This is a genomic window from Mesorhizobium sp. B2-3-6, assembly GCF_006442305.1.
In the GTDB taxonomy this organism is placed as follows: domain Bacteria; phylum Pseudomonadota; class Alphaproteobacteria; order Rhizobiales; family Rhizobiaceae; genus Mesorhizobium.
This window is the reverse complement of sequence record NZ_VFVW01000005.1, coordinates 340,608-363,072: the sequence shown is the minus strand read 5'-3', so window position 1 is coordinate 363,072 and position 22,465 is coordinate 340,608. Positions and strand designations below refer to the sequence as shown.

General features: G+C 65.3%; 17 protein-coding genes. 7 read left to right on the top strand and 10 right to left on the bottom strand.

Going from position 1 to position 22,465, the window contains the following annotated elements:
- Positions 1 to 96: 96 nt before the first annotated feature.
- Entirely contained in the window at positions 97 to 2,004 is a 1,908-nt protein-coding gene (locus FJ953_RS17695) for a propionyl-CoA synthetase (protein WP_140624887.1), read from the bottom strand.
- Between the two features lie 242 nt (positions 2,005 to 2,246).
- On the bottom strand, positions 2,247 to 2,936 hold the full coding sequence (locus FJ953_RS17690) for a PIG-L deacetylase family protein (protein WP_140523588.1): 690 nt from the start codon (positions 2,934 to 2,936) through the stop codon (positions 2,247 to 2,249).
- 27 nt (positions 2,937 to 2,963) lie between these two features.
- On the opposite strand from FJ953_RS17690, the gene FJ953_RS17685 reads away from it, so the two are divergent.
- The 5 genes from FJ953_RS17685 (at position 2,964) to nhaA (ending at position 10,021) form a co-directional block, all read left to right on the top strand.
- A complete protein-coding gene (locus FJ953_RS17685) occupies positions 2,964 to 3,854 on the top strand; it encodes a DMT family transporter (RefSeq protein WP_140624886.1) in 891 nt (296 codons plus the stop codon).
- Between the two features lie 47 nt (positions 3,855 to 3,901).
- Entirely contained in the window at positions 3,902 to 6,493 is a 2,592-nt protein-coding gene (hrpB, locus tag FJ953_RS17680) for an ATP-dependent helicase HrpB (protein WP_140624885.1), read from the top strand.
- Between the two features lie 72 nt (positions 6,494 to 6,565).
- Positions 6,566 to 7,897 (top strand): ActS/PrrB/RegB family redox-sensitive histidine kinase, encoded by a 1,332-nt coding sequence (locus tag FJ953_RS17675; protein ID WP_140513548.1) that lies wholly within the window; start codon positions 6,566 to 6,568, stop codon positions 7,895 to 7,897.
- 63 nt (positions 7,898 to 7,960) lie between these two features.
- Complete coding sequence (locus FJ953_RS17670) at positions 7,961 to 8,524, top strand: ActR/PrrA/RegA family redox response regulator transcription factor (protein WP_140624884.1); 564 nt, start codon at positions 7,961 to 7,963, stop codon at positions 8,522 to 8,524.
- Between the two features lie 300 nt (positions 8,525 to 8,824).
- The gene (gene nhaA / locus FJ953_RS17660) at positions 8,825 to 10,021 is read left to right on the top strand and encodes a Na+/H+ antiporter NhaA (RefSeq protein ID WP_140624883.1); all 1,197 of its coding nucleotides are present in this window, start codon (positions 8,825 to 8,827) and stop codon (positions 10,019 to 10,021) included.
- Positions 10,022 to 10,052: 31 nt separating this feature from the next.
- On the opposite strand, the gene FJ953_RS17655 is transcribed toward nhaA, so the two are convergent.
- The 3 genes from FJ953_RS17655 to cueR all read right to left on the bottom strand — a co-directional run bounded on the left by FJ953_RS17655 (position 10,053) and on the right by cueR (position 11,620).
- Positions 10,053 to 10,553, bottom strand: coding sequence for an MmcB family DNA repair protein (locus FJ953_RS17655; protein ID WP_140513550.1), 501 nt, complete (start codon positions 10,551 to 10,553; stop codon positions 10,053 to 10,055).
- Between the two features lie 177 nt (positions 10,554 to 10,730).
- Complete coding sequence (locus FJ953_RS17650) at positions 10,731 to 11,150, bottom strand: OsmC family protein (RefSeq protein ID WP_140497139.1); 420 nt, start codon at positions 11,148 to 11,150, stop codon at positions 10,731 to 10,733.
- A gap of 50 nt (positions 11,151 to 11,200) precedes the next feature.
- Entirely contained in the window at positions 11,201 to 11,620 is a 420-nt protein-coding gene (cueR, locus tag FJ953_RS17645) for a Cu(I)-responsive transcriptional regulator (RefSeq protein ID WP_140497137.1), read from the bottom strand.
- 223 nt (positions 11,621 to 11,843) lie between these two features.
- Here cueR and FJ953_RS17640 point away from each other — a divergent pair, with 223 nt between their 5' ends.
- Positions 11,844 to 12,461 (top strand): L,D-transpeptidase, encoded by a 618-nt coding sequence (locus tag FJ953_RS17640; RefSeq protein ID WP_140624882.1) that lies wholly within the window; start codon positions 11,844 to 11,846, stop codon positions 12,459 to 12,461.
- Between the two features lie 148 nt (positions 12,462 to 12,609).
- Here FJ953_RS17640 and FJ953_RS17635 read toward each other — a convergent pair whose 3' ends face one another.
- The 5 genes from FJ953_RS17635 to FJ953_RS17615 all read right to left on the bottom strand — a co-directional run bounded on the left by FJ953_RS17635 (position 12,610) and on the right by FJ953_RS17615 (position 19,748).
- On the bottom strand, positions 12,610 to 13,179 hold the full coding sequence (locus tag FJ953_RS17635) for a NifU family protein (RefSeq protein WP_140497133.1): 570 nt from the start codon (positions 13,177 to 13,179) through the stop codon (positions 12,610 to 12,612).
- 278 nt (positions 13,180 to 13,457) lie between these two features.
- Positions 13,458 to 13,949: a universal stress protein gene (locus FJ953_RS17630; RefSeq protein WP_140497131.1), complete on the bottom strand. Its 492-nt coding sequence runs from the start codon at positions 13,947 to 13,949 to the stop codon at positions 13,458 to 13,460.
- Positions 13,950 to 14,052: 103 nt separating this feature from the next.
- Positions 14,053 to 15,120 (bottom strand): tryptophan--tRNA ligase, encoded by a 1,068-nt coding sequence (gene trpS, locus FJ953_RS17625; protein WP_140497129.1) that lies wholly within the window; start codon positions 15,118 to 15,120, stop codon positions 14,053 to 14,055.
- Between the two features lie 172 nt (positions 15,121 to 15,292).
- On the bottom strand, positions 15,293 to 16,900 hold the full coding sequence (gene murJ / locus FJ953_RS17620; protein ID WP_140556847.1) for a murein biosynthesis integral membrane protein MurJ: 1,608 nt from the start codon (positions 16,898 to 16,900) through the stop codon (positions 15,293 to 15,295).
- 46 nt (positions 16,901 to 16,946) lie between these two features.
- The gene (locus tag FJ953_RS17615) at positions 16,947 to 19,748 is read right to left on the bottom strand and encodes a [protein-PII] uridylyltransferase (protein WP_140559740.1); all 2,802 of its coding nucleotides are present in this window, start codon (positions 19,746 to 19,748) and stop codon (positions 16,947 to 16,949) included.
- Between the two features lie 187 nt (positions 19,749 to 19,935).
- On the opposite strand from FJ953_RS17615, the gene FJ953_RS17610 reads away from it, so the two are divergent.
- Positions 19,936 to 22,440, top strand: a complete 2,505-nt coding sequence (locus tag FJ953_RS17610; protein WP_140624881.1) for a heavy metal translocating P-type ATPase — start codon at positions 19,936 to 19,938, stop codon at positions 22,438 to 22,440.
- The last annotated feature ends 25 nt before the right edge of the window (positions 22,441 to 22,465 follow it).

Genomic DNA, 22,465 nt, shown 5'->3' with positions numbered 1-22,465 from the left:
CTGTTGTTGCATTGCACAACAAAAGATTGGCCAGATGTGACAGTTGGCGCCGACCGCTCAACAAACGGAAGGATCGGGTCTGCTGCGCCCGATCATCTAGACCCCGATGCCGCGCTCCTTCAGCACGGCCGTGATCTCGTCGAGGATGACCGGGTCGTCGATCGTCGCCGGCATGGTCCAGTCTTCCTTGTCGGCGATCTTCTGCATGGTCCCGCGCAGGATCTTTCCCGACCGCGTTTTCGGCAGCCGCTTGATCGTCACCACCGTCCTGAAGGCGGCGACCGGGCCGATGCGCTCGCGCACCAGCCCCACCACTTCGCTCTCGATGAGGCCGATCTCGCGCGAGACACCAGCGTTGAGCACGACGAAGCCGAGCGGAACCTGGCCCTTCATCGAATCGGCGATGCCGACGACGGCGCATTCCGCGACATCGGGATGCGTTGCCAGCACCTCTTCCATGGCGCCGGTCGACAGCCGGTGGCCGGCGACATTGATGATGTCGTCGGTGCGGGCCATCACGTAGAGGTAGCCGTCCTCGTCGATCATGCCGGCATCGGCCGTCTTGTAGAAGCCGGGGAACTCGTCGAGATAGGCCTGGCGGAAACGGGCGTCGGCGTTCCACAGCGTCGGCAGGCAGCCCGCCGGCAGCGGCAGCTTGACCACGACATTGCCGAGCGTGCCGCGCGGCACCTCGTGGCCGGCATCGTCGAGCACGCGGATGTCGTAGCCGGGCATCGGCACGCCGGGTGAGCCGTATTTTACCGGCAGCAGGCCAAGGCCCGCGGGGTTGATGGTCATTGGCGAGCCGGTCTCGGTCTGCCACCAATGGTCGATGACCGGCACGTTCAGTTTTTGCTCCGCCCATTTGATGGTTTCGGGATCGGCGCGCTCGCCGGCGAGGAACAGCGTTCGGAATTTCGACAGGTCGTATCTGGCGACGAATTCGCCCCTGGGATCCTGCCCCTTGATGGCGCGGAACGCCGTCGGCGCGGTGAACAGGGCGACCACGCCATGCTGCGCGATCACCCGCCAGTAGGTGCCGGCATCGGGCGTGCCGACCGGCTTGCCTTCGAACAGGATGCTGGTGCAGCCATGCAGCAGCGGCCCGTAGACGATGTAGGAATGGCCGACCACCCAGCCGACGTCGGACGCCGCCCAGAACACTTCGCCGGGCTTGACGCCGAACTCGTTTTCCATCGTCCATTCGAGCGCCACCATGTGGCCGCCATTGTCGCGAACGATGCCCTTGGGCTGGCCGGTCGTGCCTGACGTGTAGATGATGTAGAGCGGGTCGGTGGCAAGCACCGGAACGCAGTCGACATTGGCGCCGGCCGCCCGCTCGCGCGCGACCGCGTCCGCATAGTCGATGTCGTAATTGTCCCTGAGCTCGCAGCGCAATTGGTCGCGCTGCAGGATCAGGCAGGCGTCCGGCTTGTGGCGGGATATCTCGATCGCCTTGTCGAGCAGCGGCTTGTAGGCGACGACGCGGCCGGGCTCCAGGCCGCAGGAGGCCGAAATGATCACCTTCGGCCTGGCGTCGTCGATGCGGGTGGCGAGCTCATGCGAGGCAAAACCGCCGAAGACGACCGAATGCACGGCGCCGATGCGGGCGCAGGCAAGCATGGCGATGGCCGCTTCCGCCACCATCGGCATGTAGATGATGACGCGGTCGCCCTTGCCGACGCCGCGGTTCTTCAGCACCGAGGTCAGCGCCACCACTTCGCGTTTGAGCTCGGCATAGGTGAATGTCTTCACGGTGCCGGTGATGGCGCTGTCATGGATCAGCGCGATCTGGTCGGCACGCCCGCCGGCGACATGCCGGTCGAGGGCATTGTAGCAGGTGTTGCAGGTGGCGCCGGTAAACCAGCGGCCATAAACGCCGGCTTCCGCATCGAACACCCTGTCGTAAGGCGTGTACCAATCGATGGCGTTCGCCGCATCCGCCCAGAACTTTTCCGGGTCGCGTTTCCAGCCGTCATAGACCTCGTGATAGCGTGAAGCCATCCGTTTCCTCCCCGGGAAGATTTGCCGCTCCGGCGATAGCCTATGCTGTTTTTTCCGGCGATGTCTTCCCTCAATTCGTCTGATCCGGCCCGGTCCTGGCCGCAAAGGTGCGACATCGTGGCCTCCGGGAAGAAAAGCAACGGTCCGGCCCGGGCGTGCCCATGTGGCCGTGTGCACCGGTGCGTCAGCCGGTGGTCTCGTCGTCGGGCACTGTCACCGCGATGGAGCAGCCGTCTCCCGGCTCAGTCGACCCTTTTGGTGCTCACGATGACCGGTCGGATCGGCGGCGCCGGCGGCAGCAGGTCGCGAATGTCTGCAAAGGGAAACATCGGCTCGAAGCGGAAGGCTTCGGCCTGTGATCCCGGCGCGCCGTTGCACTGGCCGGCGCGAAAAAAATTCTGCGTGCGGGCGATGTCGACGAAGCGCTCCGGATCCTGCGACTGGTGCAGGCGGATCGCCTTGGCCTTGATCTCGGCCTGGGCTGATATCTCGACATAATGGGTCGGGGAGAATCCGGTGCCGCCCATCGTGTCGGCATGCAGCACCGGTACGGCGAACGACGCCGCGATGCGCACGGCGTCCGACAGCGCGCGGTGGTCGGCGTGATAGTCGTTGGACGCATGGGTAATCACCAGATCCGGTCCGGTTTCGCCAATCAGCGTCTTCAGCGCGCCGATCAGCGCGTTATCCGCCACCAGCCTGCCGTCGGGAAAGTCGAGGAAGCGCGGCGCCGCCCCGAGCAGCGCGGCCGCGGCCGTTGCCTCCTCGCGACGGACACGGGCGAGAACCGTGGGATCGCTCTTGCCGCCCCTGGCACCATCCGTGGCTATGGCAAAAGTCAGTTCTGCGCCTTGCGCCGCATAGGCCGCCATCGTACCGAACATGAATATCTCGATGTCGTCAGGATGCGCGCCGAGCGCCAGTATTTTCAACGCTTCTCTCCCCGGAAATGGAAAAACGTGACGAACGGAATCCTGCTCGCCCTGATCGCCTATGCAAGCTATTCGGGCAGCGATGCCGTTGTCAAAAGCCTGGGCGGGCAGTTCACGGTGTTCGAGATCGGTTTCTTCTCGATATTGTTCGCCGGCTGTTTGCTCTTCTTCACCCGGCCGGCGGACGAGCGTTGGCGTGATTTCTGGCGCACCAAACGACCCTGGGCGGTGCAGGCGCGCGCCTGGGCGGGTATCGCCTCGGGCGTGCTCAGCGTCTATGCCTTCACCACCATTCCGCTGGCCGAAGTCTACGCGCTCGTCTTCCTGGCGCCGCTCTGCGTCACCATCCTCTCCACGGTCGTCCTCAAGGAAAAGGTCGGGCCCTGGCGCTGGCTGGCGGTGGTCGCCGGTTTTGCTGGCGTCATGCTGGTGGTGAGACCGGGTTTTCGCGAACTCAATCTTGGACACCTCGCCGCCTTTGGCGTGGCCTTTCTGGCAGCCGCCAGCGTCATCCTGATGCGCTCGCTGGCAAAGCAGGAAAAGCGCACGACCATGCTCGGCGTGCTGATCGGCTACGGCCTGTTGTTCAACGGCATCGGCATCGCCGCTACCTCGTTCACGCTTCCCGACGCAAGGCAGCTTGCATGGCTGATAATGGCCGGCGCCTTCACCGCATGCGGACAATTGCTGCAGCTGCTGGCCGTCAAATACGCGCCCGCCAACCGGATCGCGCCGACGCATTACTCGCAGATGGTCTGGGCGGTCATCCTCGGTGCGCTGTTCTTCCGGGAATATCCCGACTGGCTGTCGCTGGTCGGCCTCGCGGTCGTCGGTGGGTCCGGCCTGCTCACCATGGTGCGCGAGGAAGTACGGTTGGGCACGGTGCGCTGGAACCCATTTTCGCGCACCCGGCTTTGATCTGGCGCCGGTTGCATGGCGACCACGAGCGCTGATATGCGGGCGCGATGACGACAAAAGTCTTGCCGGAGCTTCCGGTATCCGCCGTGCTGCCGGCGCTGGGCCATGCACTCGGCTCCGGCAACGGCGCCGTGCTTGTGGCGCCGCCCGGCGCCGGCAAGACGACGCTGGTGCCGCTGGCGCTGCTCGATGCGCCATGGCTGGGCACGGGCAAGATCGTGCTGCTGGAGCCGCGCCGGCTCGCCGCCCGCGCCGCCGCCCGCCGCATGGCCGAATTGCTTGATGAGGAGCCCGGCGCCACCGTCGGCTATGCCATGCGCATGGAGAACCGCACTTCGGCCCGGACAAAAATACTGGTCGTCACAGAAGGTGTGCTGGCGCGGATGATCCTTGACGATCCCGAACTGCCCGGAATCTCGGCCGTGATCTTCGACGAATTCCACGAGCGCTCGCTCGACGGCGATTTCGGCCTCGCTTTGGCGCTCGACGTGCAAGGCGCGCTGCGGCCGGACCTGCGCGTCTTGGTGATGTCGGCGACGCTGGACGGCGCCCGTGTCGCGAGGCTGTTGTCGGGCGCGCCGGTGATCGAAAGCGAAGGCCGTGCCTTTCCCGTCGACATCCGCTACGACGAACGGCCGGCCGGCATCGCAATCGAAGATGCCATGGCCAAGGCGATCCGCTCCGCTCTTGCCGACGAGAGCGGCAGCGTGCTTGCCTTCCTGCCCGGCCAGCGCGAGATCGAGCGCACCGCCGAGCGGCTTGCCGGCAAGGTCGGCGCCGACACCGATATCGTGCCGCTCTACGGCATGCTCGATGGCAAGGCGCAGGACGCGGCGATCAGGCCGGCGCCGGCGGGCCGCCGCAAGGTGGTGCTGGCTACGTCGATCGCCGAGACCTCCATCACCATCGACGGCGTGCGGGTCGTCATCGATTCCGGCCTGTCGCGGCTGCCGCGCTACGAGCCGGCCAGCGGCCTGACGCGGCTGGAGACGGTGCGCGCCAGCAAGGCCTCCGCCGACCAGCGCGCCGGCCGTGCCGGACGCACGCAGGCCGGCGTCGCCATCCGACTGTGGCGCGCCGAACAGACGGCGTCGCTTCCAGCCTTCACCCCGCCGGAAATCCTCGAGGCCGACCTTTCCGGCCTGCTGCTTGACTGCGCCGCCTTCGGCGTCGCCGATCCGACGAGCCTCGCCTTCCTCGATCCGCCGCCGGCCCCGGCGCTCAACGAGGCAAGGGCGCTGCTGCGCGCGCTTGATGCCATCGACGAGGCGGGGCGGCTGACGGAAGCGGGCGCCGCGATGCGCAAGCTCGCTCTGCCGGTGCGGCTGGCGCATATGGTCGCCGAGGCGGCCCGCGGCGGCCATGCCGGCGAGGCGGCCATGCTCGCGGTGCTGCTGACCGAGCGCGGGTTGGGCGGTGACGGCGCCGATCTCGAACGCCGGCTGATGCGCTTTCGCCAGGAAAGATCGCCGCGCGCCACCGCCGCGCGGCAACTCGCCGAACGCCTGGCGAGGCAGGCCTCTTCACCCTCCCCCTTATGGGGGTCCGAAGGACGGGCGAGACCCGTGGCTCGCCCCGGAACGTCGATCCGCGAAGCGGAGCGGGGCGGGGGGCTTTGGCGCCGCACCCCCACCCCGGCGCTACGCGCCGACCCTCCCCACAAGGGGGAGGGTGGCAGCGCTGGTCCTCTCCTCATCCATGCCTGGCCCGACCGCGTCGCCAAGGCGCGCGGCGAGCGCGGGCGTTTCGTGCTGGCCAACGGCTCCGGTGCCATGCTCGATGCTGCCGATCCGCTTGCCGGCGAGGCGTTTCTGGTTGTCGCCGACCTGCAGGGCAAGGCGCAGAATGCGCGCATCACGGCGGCGGCGGCGATCAGCGAGGACGATATTCGTTCAGCACTGGCGGAAAGGATCGAAACCCGCAGGCAAACGAGCTTCGATCGCGAGCGCCGCGCCGTGCGCGTGCGCGAAACCGTACGCCTCGGCGCTATCACGCTGGCCGAGCGCATGCTGCCTCCGCCAACCGGCAATGAGGCCGACCGCGCCATGCTTGACGCCTTGCGCGAACATGGACTTTCGCTGCTGAGCTGGAGCAAGGAGGCCGAGACGCTGCGCCAGCGCCTGTCCTGGCTGCATCGCGGCCTTGGGGCGCCGTGGCCCGATATGTCCGACACGGCACTTATCGATCGCCTCGACGACTGGCTGCTGCCGTTCCTGTCGGGTGCCGCATCCTTCTCGGCCATCGATCCGGGTGTCGTCCCGGCCGGGCTGACGGCGCTTGTGCCGCACGATTTGCAGCGCCGGATCGACGCGCTTGCGCCGACCCATTTCGACGTGCCGTCCGGCAGTCGCGTGCCGATCCGCTATGACGGCGAATGGCCCGTTTTGGCGGTTCGTGTCCAGGAACTGTTCGGCTTCGACCGGCACCCTGCAATCGCAGGCGGCACCGTGCCGCTGACGCTCGAACTGCTGTCGCCCGCGCACCGGCCGATCCAGACGACGCGTGACCTGCCCGGCTTCTGGCGCGGCTCCTGGGCCGATGTGCGCGCCGACATGCGCGGTCGCTATCCCAAGCACGTGTGGCCGGAAAATCCGCTGCTCGCCGCCGCCACCAGCCGCGCCAAGCCGCGCGGGACGTAGTTGCTTGGCGATTGGCGCAAACGCCATCGCTTCGTCATCCACCTAGCGCTCGCCGCTTCGCGGCTGTATTTCATGGCCATGATCAACGTATTGCGTTCTCCCGACTTCCAGCAGAGCCAGCGACTGCGCCTCAACACGCTGATCCGGCTGCGCTGGCTTGCCATTGTCGGCCAGAGCGTGACGGTGCTTTTCGTCGCCTACGGCCTGAAATTCCCACTGCCGGTCAGCCTGTGCTTTGCCCTGATCGCCTGTTCGGCCTGGATGAACCTGCTCCTTGCCTTTCGGTTCCCGGCCGCGCACCGGCTCACGCCGTTCGCGGCCTTCGGCATCCTGATCTTTGATAGCCTCCAGCTTGCCGGCCTGCTCTACATGACCGGCGGCCTTACCAATCCGTTCTCGCTGCTGATGACGGTGCCCGTGGTCATTTCGGCGACGTCGCTGCCCTTGCGCCTGACCGCGGTGCTTGGGGGGCTGGTGATGACGGCGGCGACCTTGCTGGTCTTCTTCCACTTGCCATTGCCTTGGCATGAAGGCGCGCCGCTGGCGATGCCCTTCATCTATGTTGCCGGCATGTGGATGGCGGTGCTGTCTTCGATCGCCTTCACCGCCATTTACGCCTTCCGCGTGGCCGCGGAAGCCCGCCTGCTGGCCAATGCGCTCGCCGCCACCGAACTGGTGCTCCAGCGCGAGCAGCATCTGTCGGCGCTCGACGGGTTGGCCGCCGCCGCCGCGCATGAGCTCGGCACGCCGCTCGCCACCATCACGCTGGTCGCCAAGGAGATGGAAAAGGCGCTCGGCAAGGACGCGAAATATGGGGAGGATGTGACGCTGCTGCGCTCCCAGAGCGAGCGGTGCCGCGAGATCCTCAAGCGCCTGACCAGCCTGTCGTCCGAGGGAGAGGCGCATTTGTCCCGCCTGCCTTTGACCTCGCTGGTCGAGGAGGTCACCGCGCCGCACCGCGACTTCGGCATCTCGATCAAGCTCAGGCCCGGCGAGCGCAGCGGCCCCGAGCCGGTCGGGCGCCGCAATCCCGGCGTCATCTACGGCCTTGGCAATTTGGTGGAGAACGCCGTCGATTTCGCCCGCGAGAGCGTCACCGTGCGCTGGAGCTGGGACGAGGCCACCGTCACCTTCTCGATCATCGATGACGGTCCCGGCTTTCCGCCCGAGATCATCGACCGCATCGGCGAGCCCTATATGTCGACACGCCAGGGCACGGAGGCCGGCGGCGGGCTGGGGCTGGGCCTTTTCATCGCCAAGACATTGCTCGAGCGATCGGGCGCCACGCTCGACTTTCGCAATTCGAGCGGATTGGGCGAGGGCGCCATGGTACGGATTTCATGGCCCAGAAATGTTTTCCTGAACCCGGAATCGGCGCCCGCGACGATGTTTGACACCGCGTAAATTGGACAATCGCCACGCAAAACTATATCTGCGTAAAATTAAGGCAGCAGGAATTTCAAGACGATGACAGGCGATGAAAACAATGGCGCAATGGTTGAGGGCGAGGACACCTCGCTTCTGATCGTCGACGACGACAAACCGTTCCTGACCCGTCTGGCCCGCGCCATGGAAACCAGGGGGTTCGTGGTCGAAACGGCCGAGAGCGTCGAGGAGGCGGTCGGCAAGGCACGCGCCAATCCGCCCGCCTACGCGGTGGTCGATATGCGGCTTGGCGACGGCAACGGCCTCGACGTCGTGGCCGCCATCCGTGAGAAGCGCGAGGATTCCCGCGCGATCATCCTGACCGGCTACGGCAACATCGCCACCGCGGTGACGGCGGTGAAGCTCGGCGCCGTCGACTATCTGTCGAAGCCGGCCGACGCCGACGACGTCTTTGCTGCGCTAACCCGCACGGCCGGCGAGCGCGCCGCGCCCCCGGAAAATCCGATGTCGGCCGACCGCGTGCGATGGGAGCACATCCAGCGTGTCTACGAAATGTGCGAGCGCAACGTCTCCGAGACCGCGCGCCGCCTCAACATGCATCGCCGCACCCTGCAGCGCATCCTGGCCAAGCGCGCGCCGCGCTAGGAGCGCGATGCGCTGAGCATTCCTTCGGACCGGTTTCTGCTTACGGGGAAGCATCCAATTGTCGAACTCGGCCCCGCCCCTCATTGCCCTGCCGGGCATTTCTCCCCGTATAGTGACGGGGAGAGGGGCGCTGTCATCGCCGATTTCGCTAACCACCAGCGTTGCAAAAAGGCGCCGACGCTGCGGCCAGCCTCTTTCTCCCCATCACTATACGGGGAGAAATGCCCGGCAGGGCAATGAGGGGCGGCGCCGGCCTCGACAATAAAGCCTGCCGGACAGGGCGGCATAACGGAGGGTGAAATGCGGGACTTGAAACAGCGGCCGGTTTCCGTCTTGCGCGAATTTCTCGACAGCGAGGCGGCCGGCGGCATCATGCTGATGGTGGCGGCGGCATTGGCCTTGATCGTCGCCAACTCACCGCTCTCCGGAACCTATTTTGCCGTCCTCCACGCCTATCTCGGCCCGCTCAGCGTGTCGCATTGGGTCAATGACGGGCTGATGGCGGTATTCTTCCTGCTCGTCGGCCTGGAGATCAAGCGCGAGATGCTGGACGGCCAGCTCTCGACCTGGCCGCGCAGGGTGCTGCCCGGCATCGCGGCGGCCGGCGGCATGGTGGTGCCGGCGCTGGCCTATGTCGCCATCAACCGTGACAATGCGGGCGCGCTGTCCGGCTGGGCGATCCCGACCGCCACCGACATCGCCTTCGCGCTCGGCGTGCTATCGCTGCTTGGCAGCCGCGTGCCGGCCTCGCTGAAAATCTTTCTCACCGCCCTTGCCATCATCGACGATCTCGGCGCGGTGATCATCATCGCGATCTTCTACACGAGCGGTCTGTCGCTTGCCTATTTGGGCGCCGCCTTCGCGGTGATCGCCGCGCTTGTCGTGCTCAACCGCATGCGGGTGATGAGCCTCGTGCCTTACCTCGTGCTCGGTGCGATCCTGTGGGTGCTGGTGCTGAAGTCGGGTGTGCATGCCACGCTTGCCGGCGTGGCGCTGGCGCTAACCATTCCGCTCGAACGCACAGCCGGCATCGAACACGATCTCGACCATTCGCCGCTGCACCGGCTCGAGCACGGCCTGCACGCAATAGTGCCCTTCGTCGTCATCCCCATCTTCGGCTTTGCCAATGCCGGCGTTTCGCTGGCGGGCCTCAGCGTCGGCGCGCTGTTCGAGCCGCTGACACTCGGCGTTGCCGCCGGCCTCGTCGTCGGCAAGCTGGTCGGCGTGTTCGGTTCCTCCGCGCTCGCCATCCGCTTCGGTCTCGCCGACCTGCCGGCCCATGCCGGTTGGCTGCACATGATCGGCATCTCGCTGCTGTGCGGCATCGGCTTCACCATGAGCCTGTTCATCGGCCTGCTCGCCTTCGCCAACGACACGGCGCTGCAGGACGCGGTCAAGGTCGGCATTCTCTCCGGCTCCCTGGTCGCGGCGCTGCTCGGAGCGGCGGTCCTGCTGATGGCGCCGGCGGCGAGCGGGGCGGATGAAGGCGAGGAGTAGAGGTCCACAAGCGCAGGTTCTGCGAGGCAGCCTACTCGCTCTCCCCCTCCAGCGCCGGCACGGCCACTCCGGCGAGTTCCGCCGCCAAAAGCCGCGCGGCACCGGCCCGCGCGATGCGCAGCATCAGCGCCTTGCGCGTAGCCGCCGCCATGCGGTGCTCGGGCGCCTCGCGCAAAATCTCGGCGCCATAGCCGTCGGAGAGGATGAAGCCGCATTCTTCGGGAAAAATCTCCGCCGGCACGCCGGGATGGGTGGCGAAGAAGAAGCGATCCGAGTGCAGCCGGTAGTCGGGCCATTTGCGGTCGACGCGAAAATCCTCGACCGAGGACTTGATCTCGATGATCCAGATGTCGCCCTGGCGGGTCAGCGCCACGAGGTCGGCGCGGCGGCCGGTCGCCAGGGACAGTTCGGGCAGCACATGCGCGCCCATTTCGCGGAGCAGGCGCTGCACCCCGCGCCGCACCAGCATGGCGCGTTCGGACTGGCGACCATCGATGAGCGGGTTCAGGGGAATCGGTGAGATGATTGGCATGACGGGACCATGCCAGATTTTGTTCACGATTTGAACCCGTACCGCTCATTTGGTGGCCACCCAAATCAATGGGTGCTCGATAGCATGAGCAGGCACGGAGAACCGTATGGCCACCTTCACTTTCCGTGATGGGTGAACGTGGCGGGACGACCTACGGCGCGGGAGAAGTCCTGGCGTTTATGAGCGACCAGGCCCCGTCGTTTCGATCGTAACCGGCACGCCCTGGCGCAACGAGTTGCTGACCGTGGAAACCACGCTTGCACGGTCAATGATCCTTTGGGGATCGGACCCGTCCAAGGTCTCGCAGGAAACCGTCATCCTTGCCGCGGTCGCCAGCAGGGGCTTGCCGTCGAGGTCAAGCCTCACCGAGACGGCGATCCTGCCGAGTTTCACGCCGATCTCGTCGGCGACATAGCGAAGGTCGTTGCAGAAGCAGCCGCCAATCGCCAGCGCCAGCAGCTGGCCGCCATTGAAGCCCAGGCCCATGCCGCCGGCCTTGCCCTCGGGCCGGTCGACGACGATCGTGTGGCCGCCGGCCCAGCCCATGGCGGCTTCGGTGCCTTCGACATTGTGCAGTTCGACAGTCATCGAGGCCATCGGCATCCTCCCTCCGTAGCCGAGAGGCGTCGGGCCTGGCCGGCACGGATCTATGCGACCGTGACGGCTTTATCGCCGAGCGGCGCGGTTCCCGCAATGTCATCGATGATCGGGCAGTCCGGCCGGTCGTCGCCATGGCAGGCCTGGACGAGCTTCTGCAGGGTCGATCGCATCGACTGCAGCTCGCGCACCTTCTCCTCGATCGCCCTGACATGGGCGGTGGCGATCTCGCGCACGTCGTGGCTGGCGCGGCTGCGGTCCTGGTAAAGCGCCATCAACTGGCGGCAATCGTCGATGGAAAAGCCCAGGTTGCGGGCACGGCGCAGGAAGGTCAGCCGATGGATGTCGTCGCCCGAATAGTCGCGATAGCCGTTGCCGGCACGCGCAGGCGCGATCAGGCCAATTTCCTCATAGTAGCGGATGGTCTTGGCTGGCAGACCGGAACGCTGGGCGGCGTCGCCGACATTCATGGTTGTTCCTCGATTCCTGCTGGCCCGAGAGTCATGGCCATTGAATTTCCTTCACAATCCGGTGAAGGCTGTTGCCGAAATGCCGCAGTTGCTGGCTTACCGGCAGGTGAGGTCTTGCATATAGGCATCGCGTACTTGGCAAGCAAAGCAAATGCCAGCATGAATGATGGCAAGAAAGCGGCCGACTCGTGCCGCGGATGTTTGGCGGGGCACGGATCACCTCATGCGCATGAAGTCGCTTGCAGTAATTGCCGCACTGGCGCTGTCGACCGCACTCGCCGGTTGCAGCACCATTGGCGGGCAGATATTCTCCAACGACTATGGCGCGGTGACCGACGCCGGCTACCAGCTGCCGCGCATCCCGATCGAAAAGGTGCCCGCGAAGTATCACCGCCAGGAGGTGAGCTACGACACCAAGGAAAAGCCGGGCACCATCATCGTCGATACGCAGAACAAGTTCCTCTACTTCGTCGAGGGTGACGGCCGGGCAATTCGCTACGGCATCGGCGTCGGCCGCGAGGGCTTCGAGTGGCATGGCACCGCCCATGTCGCCATCAAGCGCGAATGGCCGACCTGGACGCCGCCGTCGCAGATGATCAAGCGCCAGCCGGAACTCGCCAAGTTCGCCGGCGGCATGGAGCCGGGCCTGAAGAACCCGCTCGGCGCGCGCGCGCTGTACCTGTTCAACAAGGGCGGCGACATGGGCTATCGCCTGCATGGCAGCCCGGAATGGAACTCGATCGGCAAGGCGATGTCGTCGGGATGCATCCGGCTGATGAACCAGGACATCATCGACCTTTACGATCGCGCCGAGGTCGGCGCCAAAGTCATCGTTCTCTGACCGTGACCGCGAGGTTCATGGTCAAAACCGTTCGTACGCGGACCGTCTAGGCAACAACGGACGTCCCCAACAAAAAACCGGGCAATTCGGCCCGGTTTTTTGTTGCTTGCATTTGAGAATCGTTGTCGCGCTCGGCGAAGGCGAACGGTCAGGCGACCTGTTCGACCTGCTGGACCTCGGGAACGAAGTGGCGGAGCAGGTTCTGGATGCCGTGCTTCAGCGTCGCCGTCGATGACGGGCAGCCGGCGCAGGCGCCCTTCATGTGCAGGAACACGGTGCCGTTCTCGAAACCGCGGAAGGTGATGTCGCCGCCATCCTGGGCCACTGCCGGGCGCACCCGCGTGTCGAGCAGCTCCTTGATGGTGATGACGAGTTCCTCGTCGGCCTTGTCATAGAACTCGCCGGTCTGGCTGGTCTCCGCGGCCGGGCCGGCGTTGGCCATGACAGGCGCGCCGGACATGAAATGCTCCATGATTGCGCCCAGGATCGCCGGCTTGAGATGCTGCCAGTCGGGGCCGTCCTTGGTCACGGTGATGAAGTCGTAGCCGAAGAAGACGCCGGTGACGCCCGGTATTTCGAACAGCCGGCCGGCCAGCGGCGAGGCCGTCGCCGCGCTATCGGCATCACGGAAATCGGCGGTGCCTTCCAAAAGCACTTCCTTGCCGGGCAGGAATTTCAGCGTCGCCGGGTTTGGCGTCGATTCGGTCTGGATGAACATGGCCGTCTCCGTGCCCGTCTCGGGCAGATAGTTTGGAATAATTCTAAATAAGCCCTATCGGCTGGACATTCAAGCGAAACGCATCGCCCGAATGGCTGGCTGGCGGAATGTTTTTGCGACTCCTGCCAAGCACTATGAAGTGTGTCGAGATTCGGGTCAGGCCGAGTCGAAAATGGTGGTTTCCGAGAACCGGAGCGGAGCGTACTTGAAGTACGTGAGCACCGGAAGCGCAGGAACCCGGCATTTGTAGGCCGGCATCACCCGAATATCGATACGCTTTAGGCGAGGCTGTCGATTTCCTCGTCCGAAAGGTTTTGCGGCACCACGGTCACCGGGATAGGGAAGGCGGCGCCCTTGCCGGCCACGGCGCCGACCAGCGGCCCTGGCCCTTCCTTGCCGGCGCCGGCCGCCAGCACCAGGATGGCGATATCCTGATCTTCCTCGATCAGCTTGTGGATCTCTTCGGTGGGCTTGCCCTCGCGCACCACCATCTCGGGTTCGATGCCGAGCTTCTGGCGCACCTTGTTGGCGTAGCTGTCGAGCGCGGTGCGTGCGGTGGCGGTCGCCTCCTCGCGCATGATCTTCTCGACGCCCAGCCAGTGCTGGAAATCGTCCGGTTCGATGACATAGAGCAGCACCAGCACGCCGCTGGTGCTCAGCGCCCGCTTCGAGGCGTAGGCGACGGCGCGCTCGCATTCGGGCGTATCGTCGATGATCGCCAGGAACTTCCGGCGATGTCCGGCTTCGCGGCTGAGGCGTTTGGAGACCATGTCTATTTACTCGATGTCATTTCGGCCGCAATCTGCCACTGCGGCTGACCGGCGGCAAGCCGCCGGTCTTTGGCCGGTATGGTGCGGGGCCTAAGGATGCGGATCAGTCCTGCAGCAGCCCGATGATGTCGCGCACCGTCTTCATCGTCGCTTCGGCCAGCACGCCGGCGCGCTCGCCGCCGTCCCTCAGCACCGCGTCGACATAGGCGCGGTCATCGGAAATGCGGCGCATTTCGGCGGCGACGGGAGCCAGTTTTTCGACTGCCAGGTCGGCCAGTGCCGGCTTGAACACCGAAAACTGCTGGCCGCCGAACTCCTTCAGCACCGCCTCTTTCGATATGTCCGCAAGGCCGGCATAAATGCCGACCAGGTTTTCCGCTTCCGGCCGGGTGGCGAGGCCGTCCACTTCGCTCGGCAAGGCTTCCGGATCGGTCTTGGCCTTGCGGATCTTCTTGGAGATGGCGTCGGCATCGTCGGTCAGATTGATGCGCGACAGATCCGACGGGTCCGACTTCGACATCTTCTTGGAGCCGTCGCGCAACGACATGATGCGCGCCGCCGGCCCGCCGATGACCGGCTCGGTGATCGGAAAGTAGCCGTTCACAATTTCCTCTCCGACCTGCATCTCGACGCCGACGCCAAGACCGGCGATGCGGTCCGAAAAGTCGTTGTTGAATTTCTGGGCGATGTCGCGCGTCAGTTCCAGATGCTGCTTCTGGTCCTCGCCGACCGGCACATGGGTGGCGCGGTAGAGCAGGATGTCGGCTGCCATCAGCGAGGGATAGGCAAGCAGGCCGAGCGAGGCGTTCTCGCGGTCCTTGCCGGCCTTGTCCTTGAACTGCGTCATCTTGTTCATCCAGCCGATGCGCGCCACGCAGTTGAAAATCCAGGCGAGCTCGGCGTGCTGCATCACCCGCGACTGGTTGAACACGATGTGCTTCTTCGGATCGATGCCGGAGGCAAGGAATGCGGCGGTGATGGAGCGCGTCTGGTCCTTGAGGTCGTCATAAACCAGCTGGGCCGTCAGCGAATGCAGGTCGACGACGCAGTAGATGCAGTCGGACGTCTCTTGCAGGGCGACGAATTTCTTGATGGCGCCGAGATAGTTGCCAAGATGCAGATTGCCGGTCGGCTGGACGCCGGAGAAGACGAGTGGCTTGAAGGCGGACATGGTTTCCTCGTGGCTTGTGGAGGGCCGTATAAGCGTGATTCCGAAAAGTTGCAGACTTTTCGGAGCCAATCACGCGGCTGGAAACCGCGTGCGGCGAAAGTCTTGCGACGGCGCGCTTATGGACGAACATGACGCTGCAATCAAGACTGCTATTGCAGTCGGGCTGCCCGGCCTACTCGTCCAGCTCGGCGTTTACGGCTGGTGGTGTCGCCTTGCCTGAGCCGCGCTTCACATTGCGGCGGATCATGCCGAAATCGGCGCCGCCGCTGGCAAAGGCCGTGACGAAGTAGAGCAGCGCCCCGCCGGCCACCAGCCCCAGCAGCGTCGTCGCCTTGACGACCAGCGGCGAGCCGGAGCCGAGCCTGGCGCTCAGCCAGTGTTCGGCGAAATAGAGGGCGACGCCCATCACCGCCGCCGAGAGCACCAGACGCGGAATGCGCTTCAAAAGAGGCACGTCGCGGCCCCAATGGCCGCGCCGGATCAGCACCCCGAGCAGCATCAGCGCGTTGACCCAGCCGGCCACCGCCGAGGCCACGGCGATGCCGGGCGCGCCCATCCTCGGAAACAGCGTCAGCGCGGTGGCGACGTTCACCGCCACCGAGATGGCGGCGAAGATCATCGGCGTGCGTGTGTCCTCGCGGGCGAAATAGCCCGGGGTGAACGCCTTGATCAGCACGAAGGCCGGCAGGCCGAGCCCGAAGATCGCCAGGATCGCCGCCACGACAGGCGTCGAATGGTTGGCGGCGAACGCGCCGCGCTCATAGACCAGCCGCACGATCGGCTCAGACATGACCCAGAGCGCCACCGCAGCCGGCAAGGTCATGAACAAGGTGAATTCGACCGAGCGGTTTTGCAGATTGGCCGCCTCGATCAGATTGCCCGACTTCAGCGCCCGCGACAGTTCCGGCAACAGCACGATCGCAACGGCGACGCCGACCACGCCAAGTGGCAGCTGGTAGACGCGGTCGGCATAGGCGAGCGAGGAGACGGCGCTGTCCTGCGCCGAGGCGATGGCGGTGCCTATCAGCTGGTTGATCTGGGTGATGCCGCCGGTGATCGCCGCCGGCAGCGCCAGGATCAGGAGCCGCTTCACGTTCGGCGTCATCTTCGGCCGGCGGAAACCGATCGAGATGCCGGCGTTGCGAACCGCCACCCAGACGATGGCGAGCTGCACGAGGCCCGCCGCCAGAACGCCCCAGGACAGGCTGAAGCCGACGGCATGCGCATCCAGCCCATGATACCAGGCATAGCCAAGCACGCTGATCAGGATGATGTTGAGAAAGGCAGGCGCGATCGCCGCGGCGAAATAGCGGCGTAGCGAATTCAGCATGCCCGCCATCATGGCGGCCAGCGACATGCAGATGAGATAGGGGAACATGATCGTCGCCAGAGTGACGGTCGTCTCGAACTTGCCCGGCGTGTCGGCGAAACCCGGCGCCACTAGGTAGCGCACGATCAGCGGCATCGCCAGTTCCATGGCGATGGTCAGCGCCAGCAGCGCCGTGAACAGCACCCCGAACACTTCCTCTGAAAAGCGCTTGGCGCCGTCGGTGCCGTGCGTCTCGATCTCCTTGGCGAACAGCGGCACGAAGGCGGCGTTGAAGGCGCCTTCGGCGAACAGCCGGCGAAAGGTGTTGGGAAACTGGAAGGCGGCGTTGAAGGCGTCGGCCACCGGTCCGGTGCCCAGTGCTGCCGCCATCAGCATCTCGCGGCCGAAACCGAGCGCGCGGCTCATCAGCGTGCCGGAAGCGACCGTAGCGAATTTCTTGACGAGGCTCATGCGTTTGGAGACTGCCTGCGCGATTGGGACAAAGTGATGGTGGCGCTCACTCGGCGGCGGCCCTGGTCCTGCTGCCGCGTTCGGAGGCCGTGCCCTCGAGCGTCGCCGTCAGCCGGTTGCGGATGGTGGTGGTGCGTGACGGGCTGTCGATCTTCTGGCCGGTGAGATCGGTGACATAGAACGTATCGATCACCTTTTCGCCGAAGGTGGTGATGTGGGCCGACGCGATGTCGAGCGACAGGTCGGACAGCGTTCCGGTGATCTCCGACAACAGGCCCGGCCGGTCCAGCCCCTCGACCTCGATCACCGAAAATCGGTTCGACAGCGTGTTGCGGATTTCGGCGCGCGGCGCGATCCGGAAGACCTTGGCGCCGCGCTTGGGCTTGGTGCGCTTCTCGATCATCTCCGGCAGCCAGCTCTTGCCCGACAGCACGTCCTCGATCAGCCGCCCGACGCGCTCGGCGCGCCGGCGCTCGTCCTCGTCGCGATCGAACTCCCTCGAGATCAGGATCGTGTCCAGCGCGCGGCCGTCCGAGGTGGTGAAGATCTGCGCGTCGACGATGTTGCCGCCGGCCGCCGCACAGGCGCCGGCGATCACCGACAGCAGGCGCGGATGATCCTGCGCCAAAACGGTGATCTCGGTCACCGCCTCGAACTGGTGCGTCTTGACCATGGTGGCGAGCTTGTTGCCGGACGCATCCGCCTCGCGGATGAATTCGGCGTGGCGAAGCTGGTCCGGCAGGTCGACGGTCAACAAGTAATTCTCATAGTGCAGGCCGACATAGCGTTTGCGGATCTTGTCGGGCCAGCCGGCGAGGGCTTCGGCCAGGCACTCGCGCGCCGCCGCCGTGCGCTGGGCGCGCGACACTTCCGAGAAGCCGCCGGTGAGCAGCAGTTCGGTCTCGTAGTACAGCGTGCGCAGCAACTGGCCCTTCCAACCGTTCCAGACGCCCGGTCCGACGCCCCTGATGTCGCAGACGGTGAGGATGAGAAGCAGCTTCAGCCGCTCGACGGACTGCACGATCGAGGCGAAGTCCTCGATCGTCTTGCGATCGTTGAGATCGCGCGTCTGCGCCGTCATCGACATGACCAGATGGTTCTCGACCAGCCAGGCCACCGTTTCGGTGTCGGCGGTCGAAAGTCCCATATGCGGGCAGATGCGCCGGGCGATCCGCGCGCCGGCTTCCGAATGGTCCTCCGGCCTGCCCTTGGCGATGTCGTGCAGCAGCACGGCGACGTAGAGCGCTTCGCGGCTCTTTCTCAGTCCCGGCATCAGCGAATGCGACAGCGGATGCACCTTCTCGCCGTCGCCGCGCTCGATCTCGGCCAGCACGCCGATGCAGCGGATCAGATGCTCGTCGACCGTGTAGTGGTGGTACATCGAGAACTGCATCATGGCGACGATCTTGCCGAAATCAGGGATCAGCCGGCCCAGCAGCCCCGCCTCGTTCATGCGGCGCAGGTTGAGCTCGGCATTGCGGTCCGAGGTCAGGATGTCGAGGAACAGCCGGTTGGCCTCCTCGTCGCGCCGCAGCGACTTGTTGACCAGGCCGAGCGAGCGGGTGAGCAGCTTCAGCGCGTCGGGATGGAATTCCAGCCCGTGCTTGTCGGCGAACCAGAACAGCCTGAGCAGATTGACCGGATCGCGCTCGAACACCTGGTCGTCGGCGATGTTGATGCGGTGGTTGTCGACGATGAAATCCGACGTGCCGGCAAGCTTGCGCTTGCGGCGCTGGAAGGTGAGGAAGATGCGGTTGAAGCCCGGCACATGCTTGGCCTGCTCCTCTTCGAGCGCGGCGCAGAAGATGCGGGTCAGGTCGCCGACATCCTTGGCGACGAGGAAATAGTGCTTCATGAAGCGCTCGACCGCCGACAGGCCGGGATGCGTGGTGTAGCCCAGCCGCTCCGCGATCTCACGCTGGATGTCGAAATGCAGCCGCTCCTCGGCCTTGCCGGTGAGGAAATGCATGTGACAGCGCACGGCCCACAGGAAATCCTCGGCCTTCTGGAATTCGCGGTATTCGGCCTGCGTGAAGACGCCCTTCTCGACCAGCTCCTCGCCGGTGCGCACCCGGTAGAAATATTTGCCGATCCAGAACAGCGTCTGCAGGTCGCGCAGGCCGCCCTTGCCGTCCTTGACGTTGGGCTCGACCAGATAGCGGCTTTCGCCGGCCTTGGCATGGCGCTCGTCGCGTTCGGCGAGCTTGGCCTGCACATATTCCGGTCCGGTGGTGCGCACCACCTCATGGTCGAAGCGCAGCATCAGTTCGTCGTAGAGCTTCTGCTCACCCCACAGGAAGCGCGCTTCCAGGATCGAGGTGCGGATGGTGATGTCGGTGCGCGACAGCCGCAGGCATTCCTCGATGTTGCGGGTCGCGTGGCCGACCTTCAGCCCCAGGTCCCACAGCATGTAGAGCATGTATTCGACTGTCTGTTCGCCCCACGGCGTCTGCTTGTAGGGCAGCAGGAACAGGAGGTCGATGTCGGATCCCGGCGCCAGCGTGCCGCGCCCATAGCCGCCGACCGCGACGACGGCCATGCGTTCGGCGACCGACCGGTTCTTTACCCGGTAGACATGGGTCGCGACAAAATCGTAGAGCGCCCGGATCAGCTCATCCATCAGATGCGACAGCCGCTCGGCGCAGGCATTGCCGCCGCCATCCTGCTTCAGCATGGCCTCGGCTGTTTTGCGGCCTGCGGCGAGCCGGCCCTTGAGAAGCTGGAGAACCCCGGCGCGGGCGGCCGATCCGGAGCCGTCCCCGGTCGTGGCCGCCGTCAGCGCGGTCATCTCGCGGCGCAAGGCGTCGCCGTCGATCAGTTCATCGAGCTTCAAGGAGATTTTCGCCATGGTACCGGTTGGCCTTGCCTTTTGGGCGGCGTCTATAGCGCGTTTCCGCGGCGCTGGGTATGGGGGCGGGTTGACGCGTTTCCATGGTGCGGGACACCCGCGACAATAAAATTCAAGCCAGTCCTTGACCTTCCAGTTACTGGAAGGACTACCTCCGGCTCGAAGCAGTTTGATAGAGGCATTCGAAATGACGCATTCAGATCACGATCATCACGCGCATGGTGGTTGCTGCGCGGCAAAAGGTGCGGCCGTGGATGCGGGCGCCGTCACACGCGATCCGGTCTGCGGCATGACCGTCGATCCAGCCGCCGGCAAGCCGACATCGCAGCATGCTGGCCGTCTCTATCATTTCTGCAGCGAAAGCTGCCGTTCGAAATTCCGGGCCAAGCCGGAAACATACCTGACCGCCACCGACCCCGTCTGCGGCATGAGCGTGGACCGCGCCACGGCAAAGCATTTTCTGCGCCATGACGGCCAAGGCTTCTATTTCTGCTCCGCCGGCTGCAAGTCGAAATTCGAGGCGGCGCCGCAAACCTATCTCGGCGACAGACCGGCGCCGGAAGCGATGCCGAAGGGCACGCAATACACTTGCCCGATGCATCCCGAGATCATCCGTGACAAGCCCGGCTCCTGCCCGATCTGCGGCATGGCTCTCGAGCCGATGGGCGTGCCGACAGGCGATGAGGGGCAAAATCCCGAACTGGTCGATTTCACCAGGCGGTTCTGGGTCAGTGCGGTGCTCTCGGTGCCCCTTCTCATCGTCGCCATGGCGCCGATGATCGGTCTGTCGCTCGAGAACCTGATAGATGACCGGACAAAGGTCTGGATCGAGCTGGCGCTCGCGAGCCCGGTCGTGCTTTGGGCCGCATTTCCGTTCTTTCATCGTGGTTGGGATTCGATCCGCAACCGCAGCCCGAACATGTGGACGCTGATTTCGCTCGGCGTCGGTGCGGCCTATCTCTACAGCGTCGTCGCGACGCTGTTCCCGGACATTTTTCCGCATCAGTTCCGCGGCCATGGCGGGGCGGTGCCGGTCTATTTCGAGGCCGCAGCCGTCATCGTCGCGCTGGTCTTTCTCGGCCAGGTGCTGGAACTGCGCGCCCGCGAAAAGACCGGCTCGGCCATCCGCGCCCTGCTCGACCTTGCGCCCAAGACCGCCCGCCGCCTAGGAGAGGACGGTTCCGAGAGCGATGTGCCGCTGGACAGCGTCAAGGCCGGCGAGCGCCTGCGCATCCGGCCCGGCGATGCCGTGCCGGTCGATGGCACCGTGCTCGAAGGCCGCTCTTCCATCGACGAATCCATGATCACGGGCGAACCGTTGCCGGTCGAGAAAGCCGAAGGTGATGTCCTCACCGGCGGCACGCTCAACAAGAATGGCTCGCTGATCATGCGCGCCGACCGGATCGGCGCCGAGACCACGCTCTCGCGCATCGTCGAGCTGGTCGCCAAGGCGCAGCGTTCGCGCGCCCCGATACAAGGCTTGGCCGACCGCGTTTCCTTCTACTTTGTCCCGGCTGTCGTTCTGGTCGCCATCGCCGCGTTCGTCGCCTGGGCGGTCTTCGGCCCCGAGCCCAGCCTGATCTTCGCCATCGTCTCGGCGGTCTCGGTGTTGATCATCGCCTGTCCCTGTGCTCTGGGCCTCGCCACGCCGATGTCGATCATGACCGCTACCGGACGCGGCGCGCATGCCGGCGTGCTGATCAAGGAGGCCGCCGCGCTCGAACGCTTCGCTTCCGTCGATACGTTGATCGTCGACAAGACGGGAACCCTCACCGAAGGCCGGCCGAAACTGACGGATGTCGTGGCCGCCGATGGGTTTTCGGAGGAGGAATTGCTGAGCCTTGCCGCGAGCCTGGAGAAAGGCTCGGAGCATCCCCTGGCCGAGGCGATTGTCGAAGGCTCCGCGACCCGTGGAGTAAGGGTGGCCGCAGCCAGCGGCTTCGAGGCGGTCACCGGCAAGGGTGTTTCCGGTGCCGTTTCGGGCAGGAATGTAGCGCTCGGCAACGCCGCGATGATGCGCGATCTCGGCGTCGACGTGTCCACCGTTTCGGCCGCGGCCACGGCGCTGCAAGGCGATGGCAAGACGGCGATGTTCGTCGTCGTGGACAGGAAATTGGCCGGCATCGTGGCCGTCGCCGATCCGGTCAAGGCGACCACCGCCGAGGCGATCAAGGCCCTGCACGACAGCGGCTTGAGGATCATCATGGCGACCGGCGACAATGAGCGCACGGCAAACGCGATCGCCAGGAGTCTCGGCATCGACGAAGTCCGCGCCGGCCTGTTGCCGGAACAGAAGGGCGCGCTGGTCGAGGAATTGCGCGGCAAGGGCGCCGGCGTCGCCATGGCCGGCGACGGCGTCAACGACGCACCGGCCTTGGCCGCCGCCGATGTCGGTATCGCCATGGGCACCGGCGCCGATGTCGCCGTCGAAAGCGCCGGCATCACTTTGGTCAAGGGCGACCTCAACGGCATCGTGCGTGCCCGCACACTGGCGCAGGCGACCATCCGCAATATCAGGCAGAACCTGTTCTTCGCCTTCCTCTACAATGTGCTTGGCGTGCCGGTCGCGGCCGGCGTGCTCTATCCGCTGACCGGCACGCTGTTGTCGCCGATGCTGGCGGCGGCGGCGATGAGCTTGTCGTCGGTCTCGGTCATCGCCAATGCGTTGCGGCTGAGGACATTGAAACTTTGAGCCGATCCCCCAAATACGAAACCCG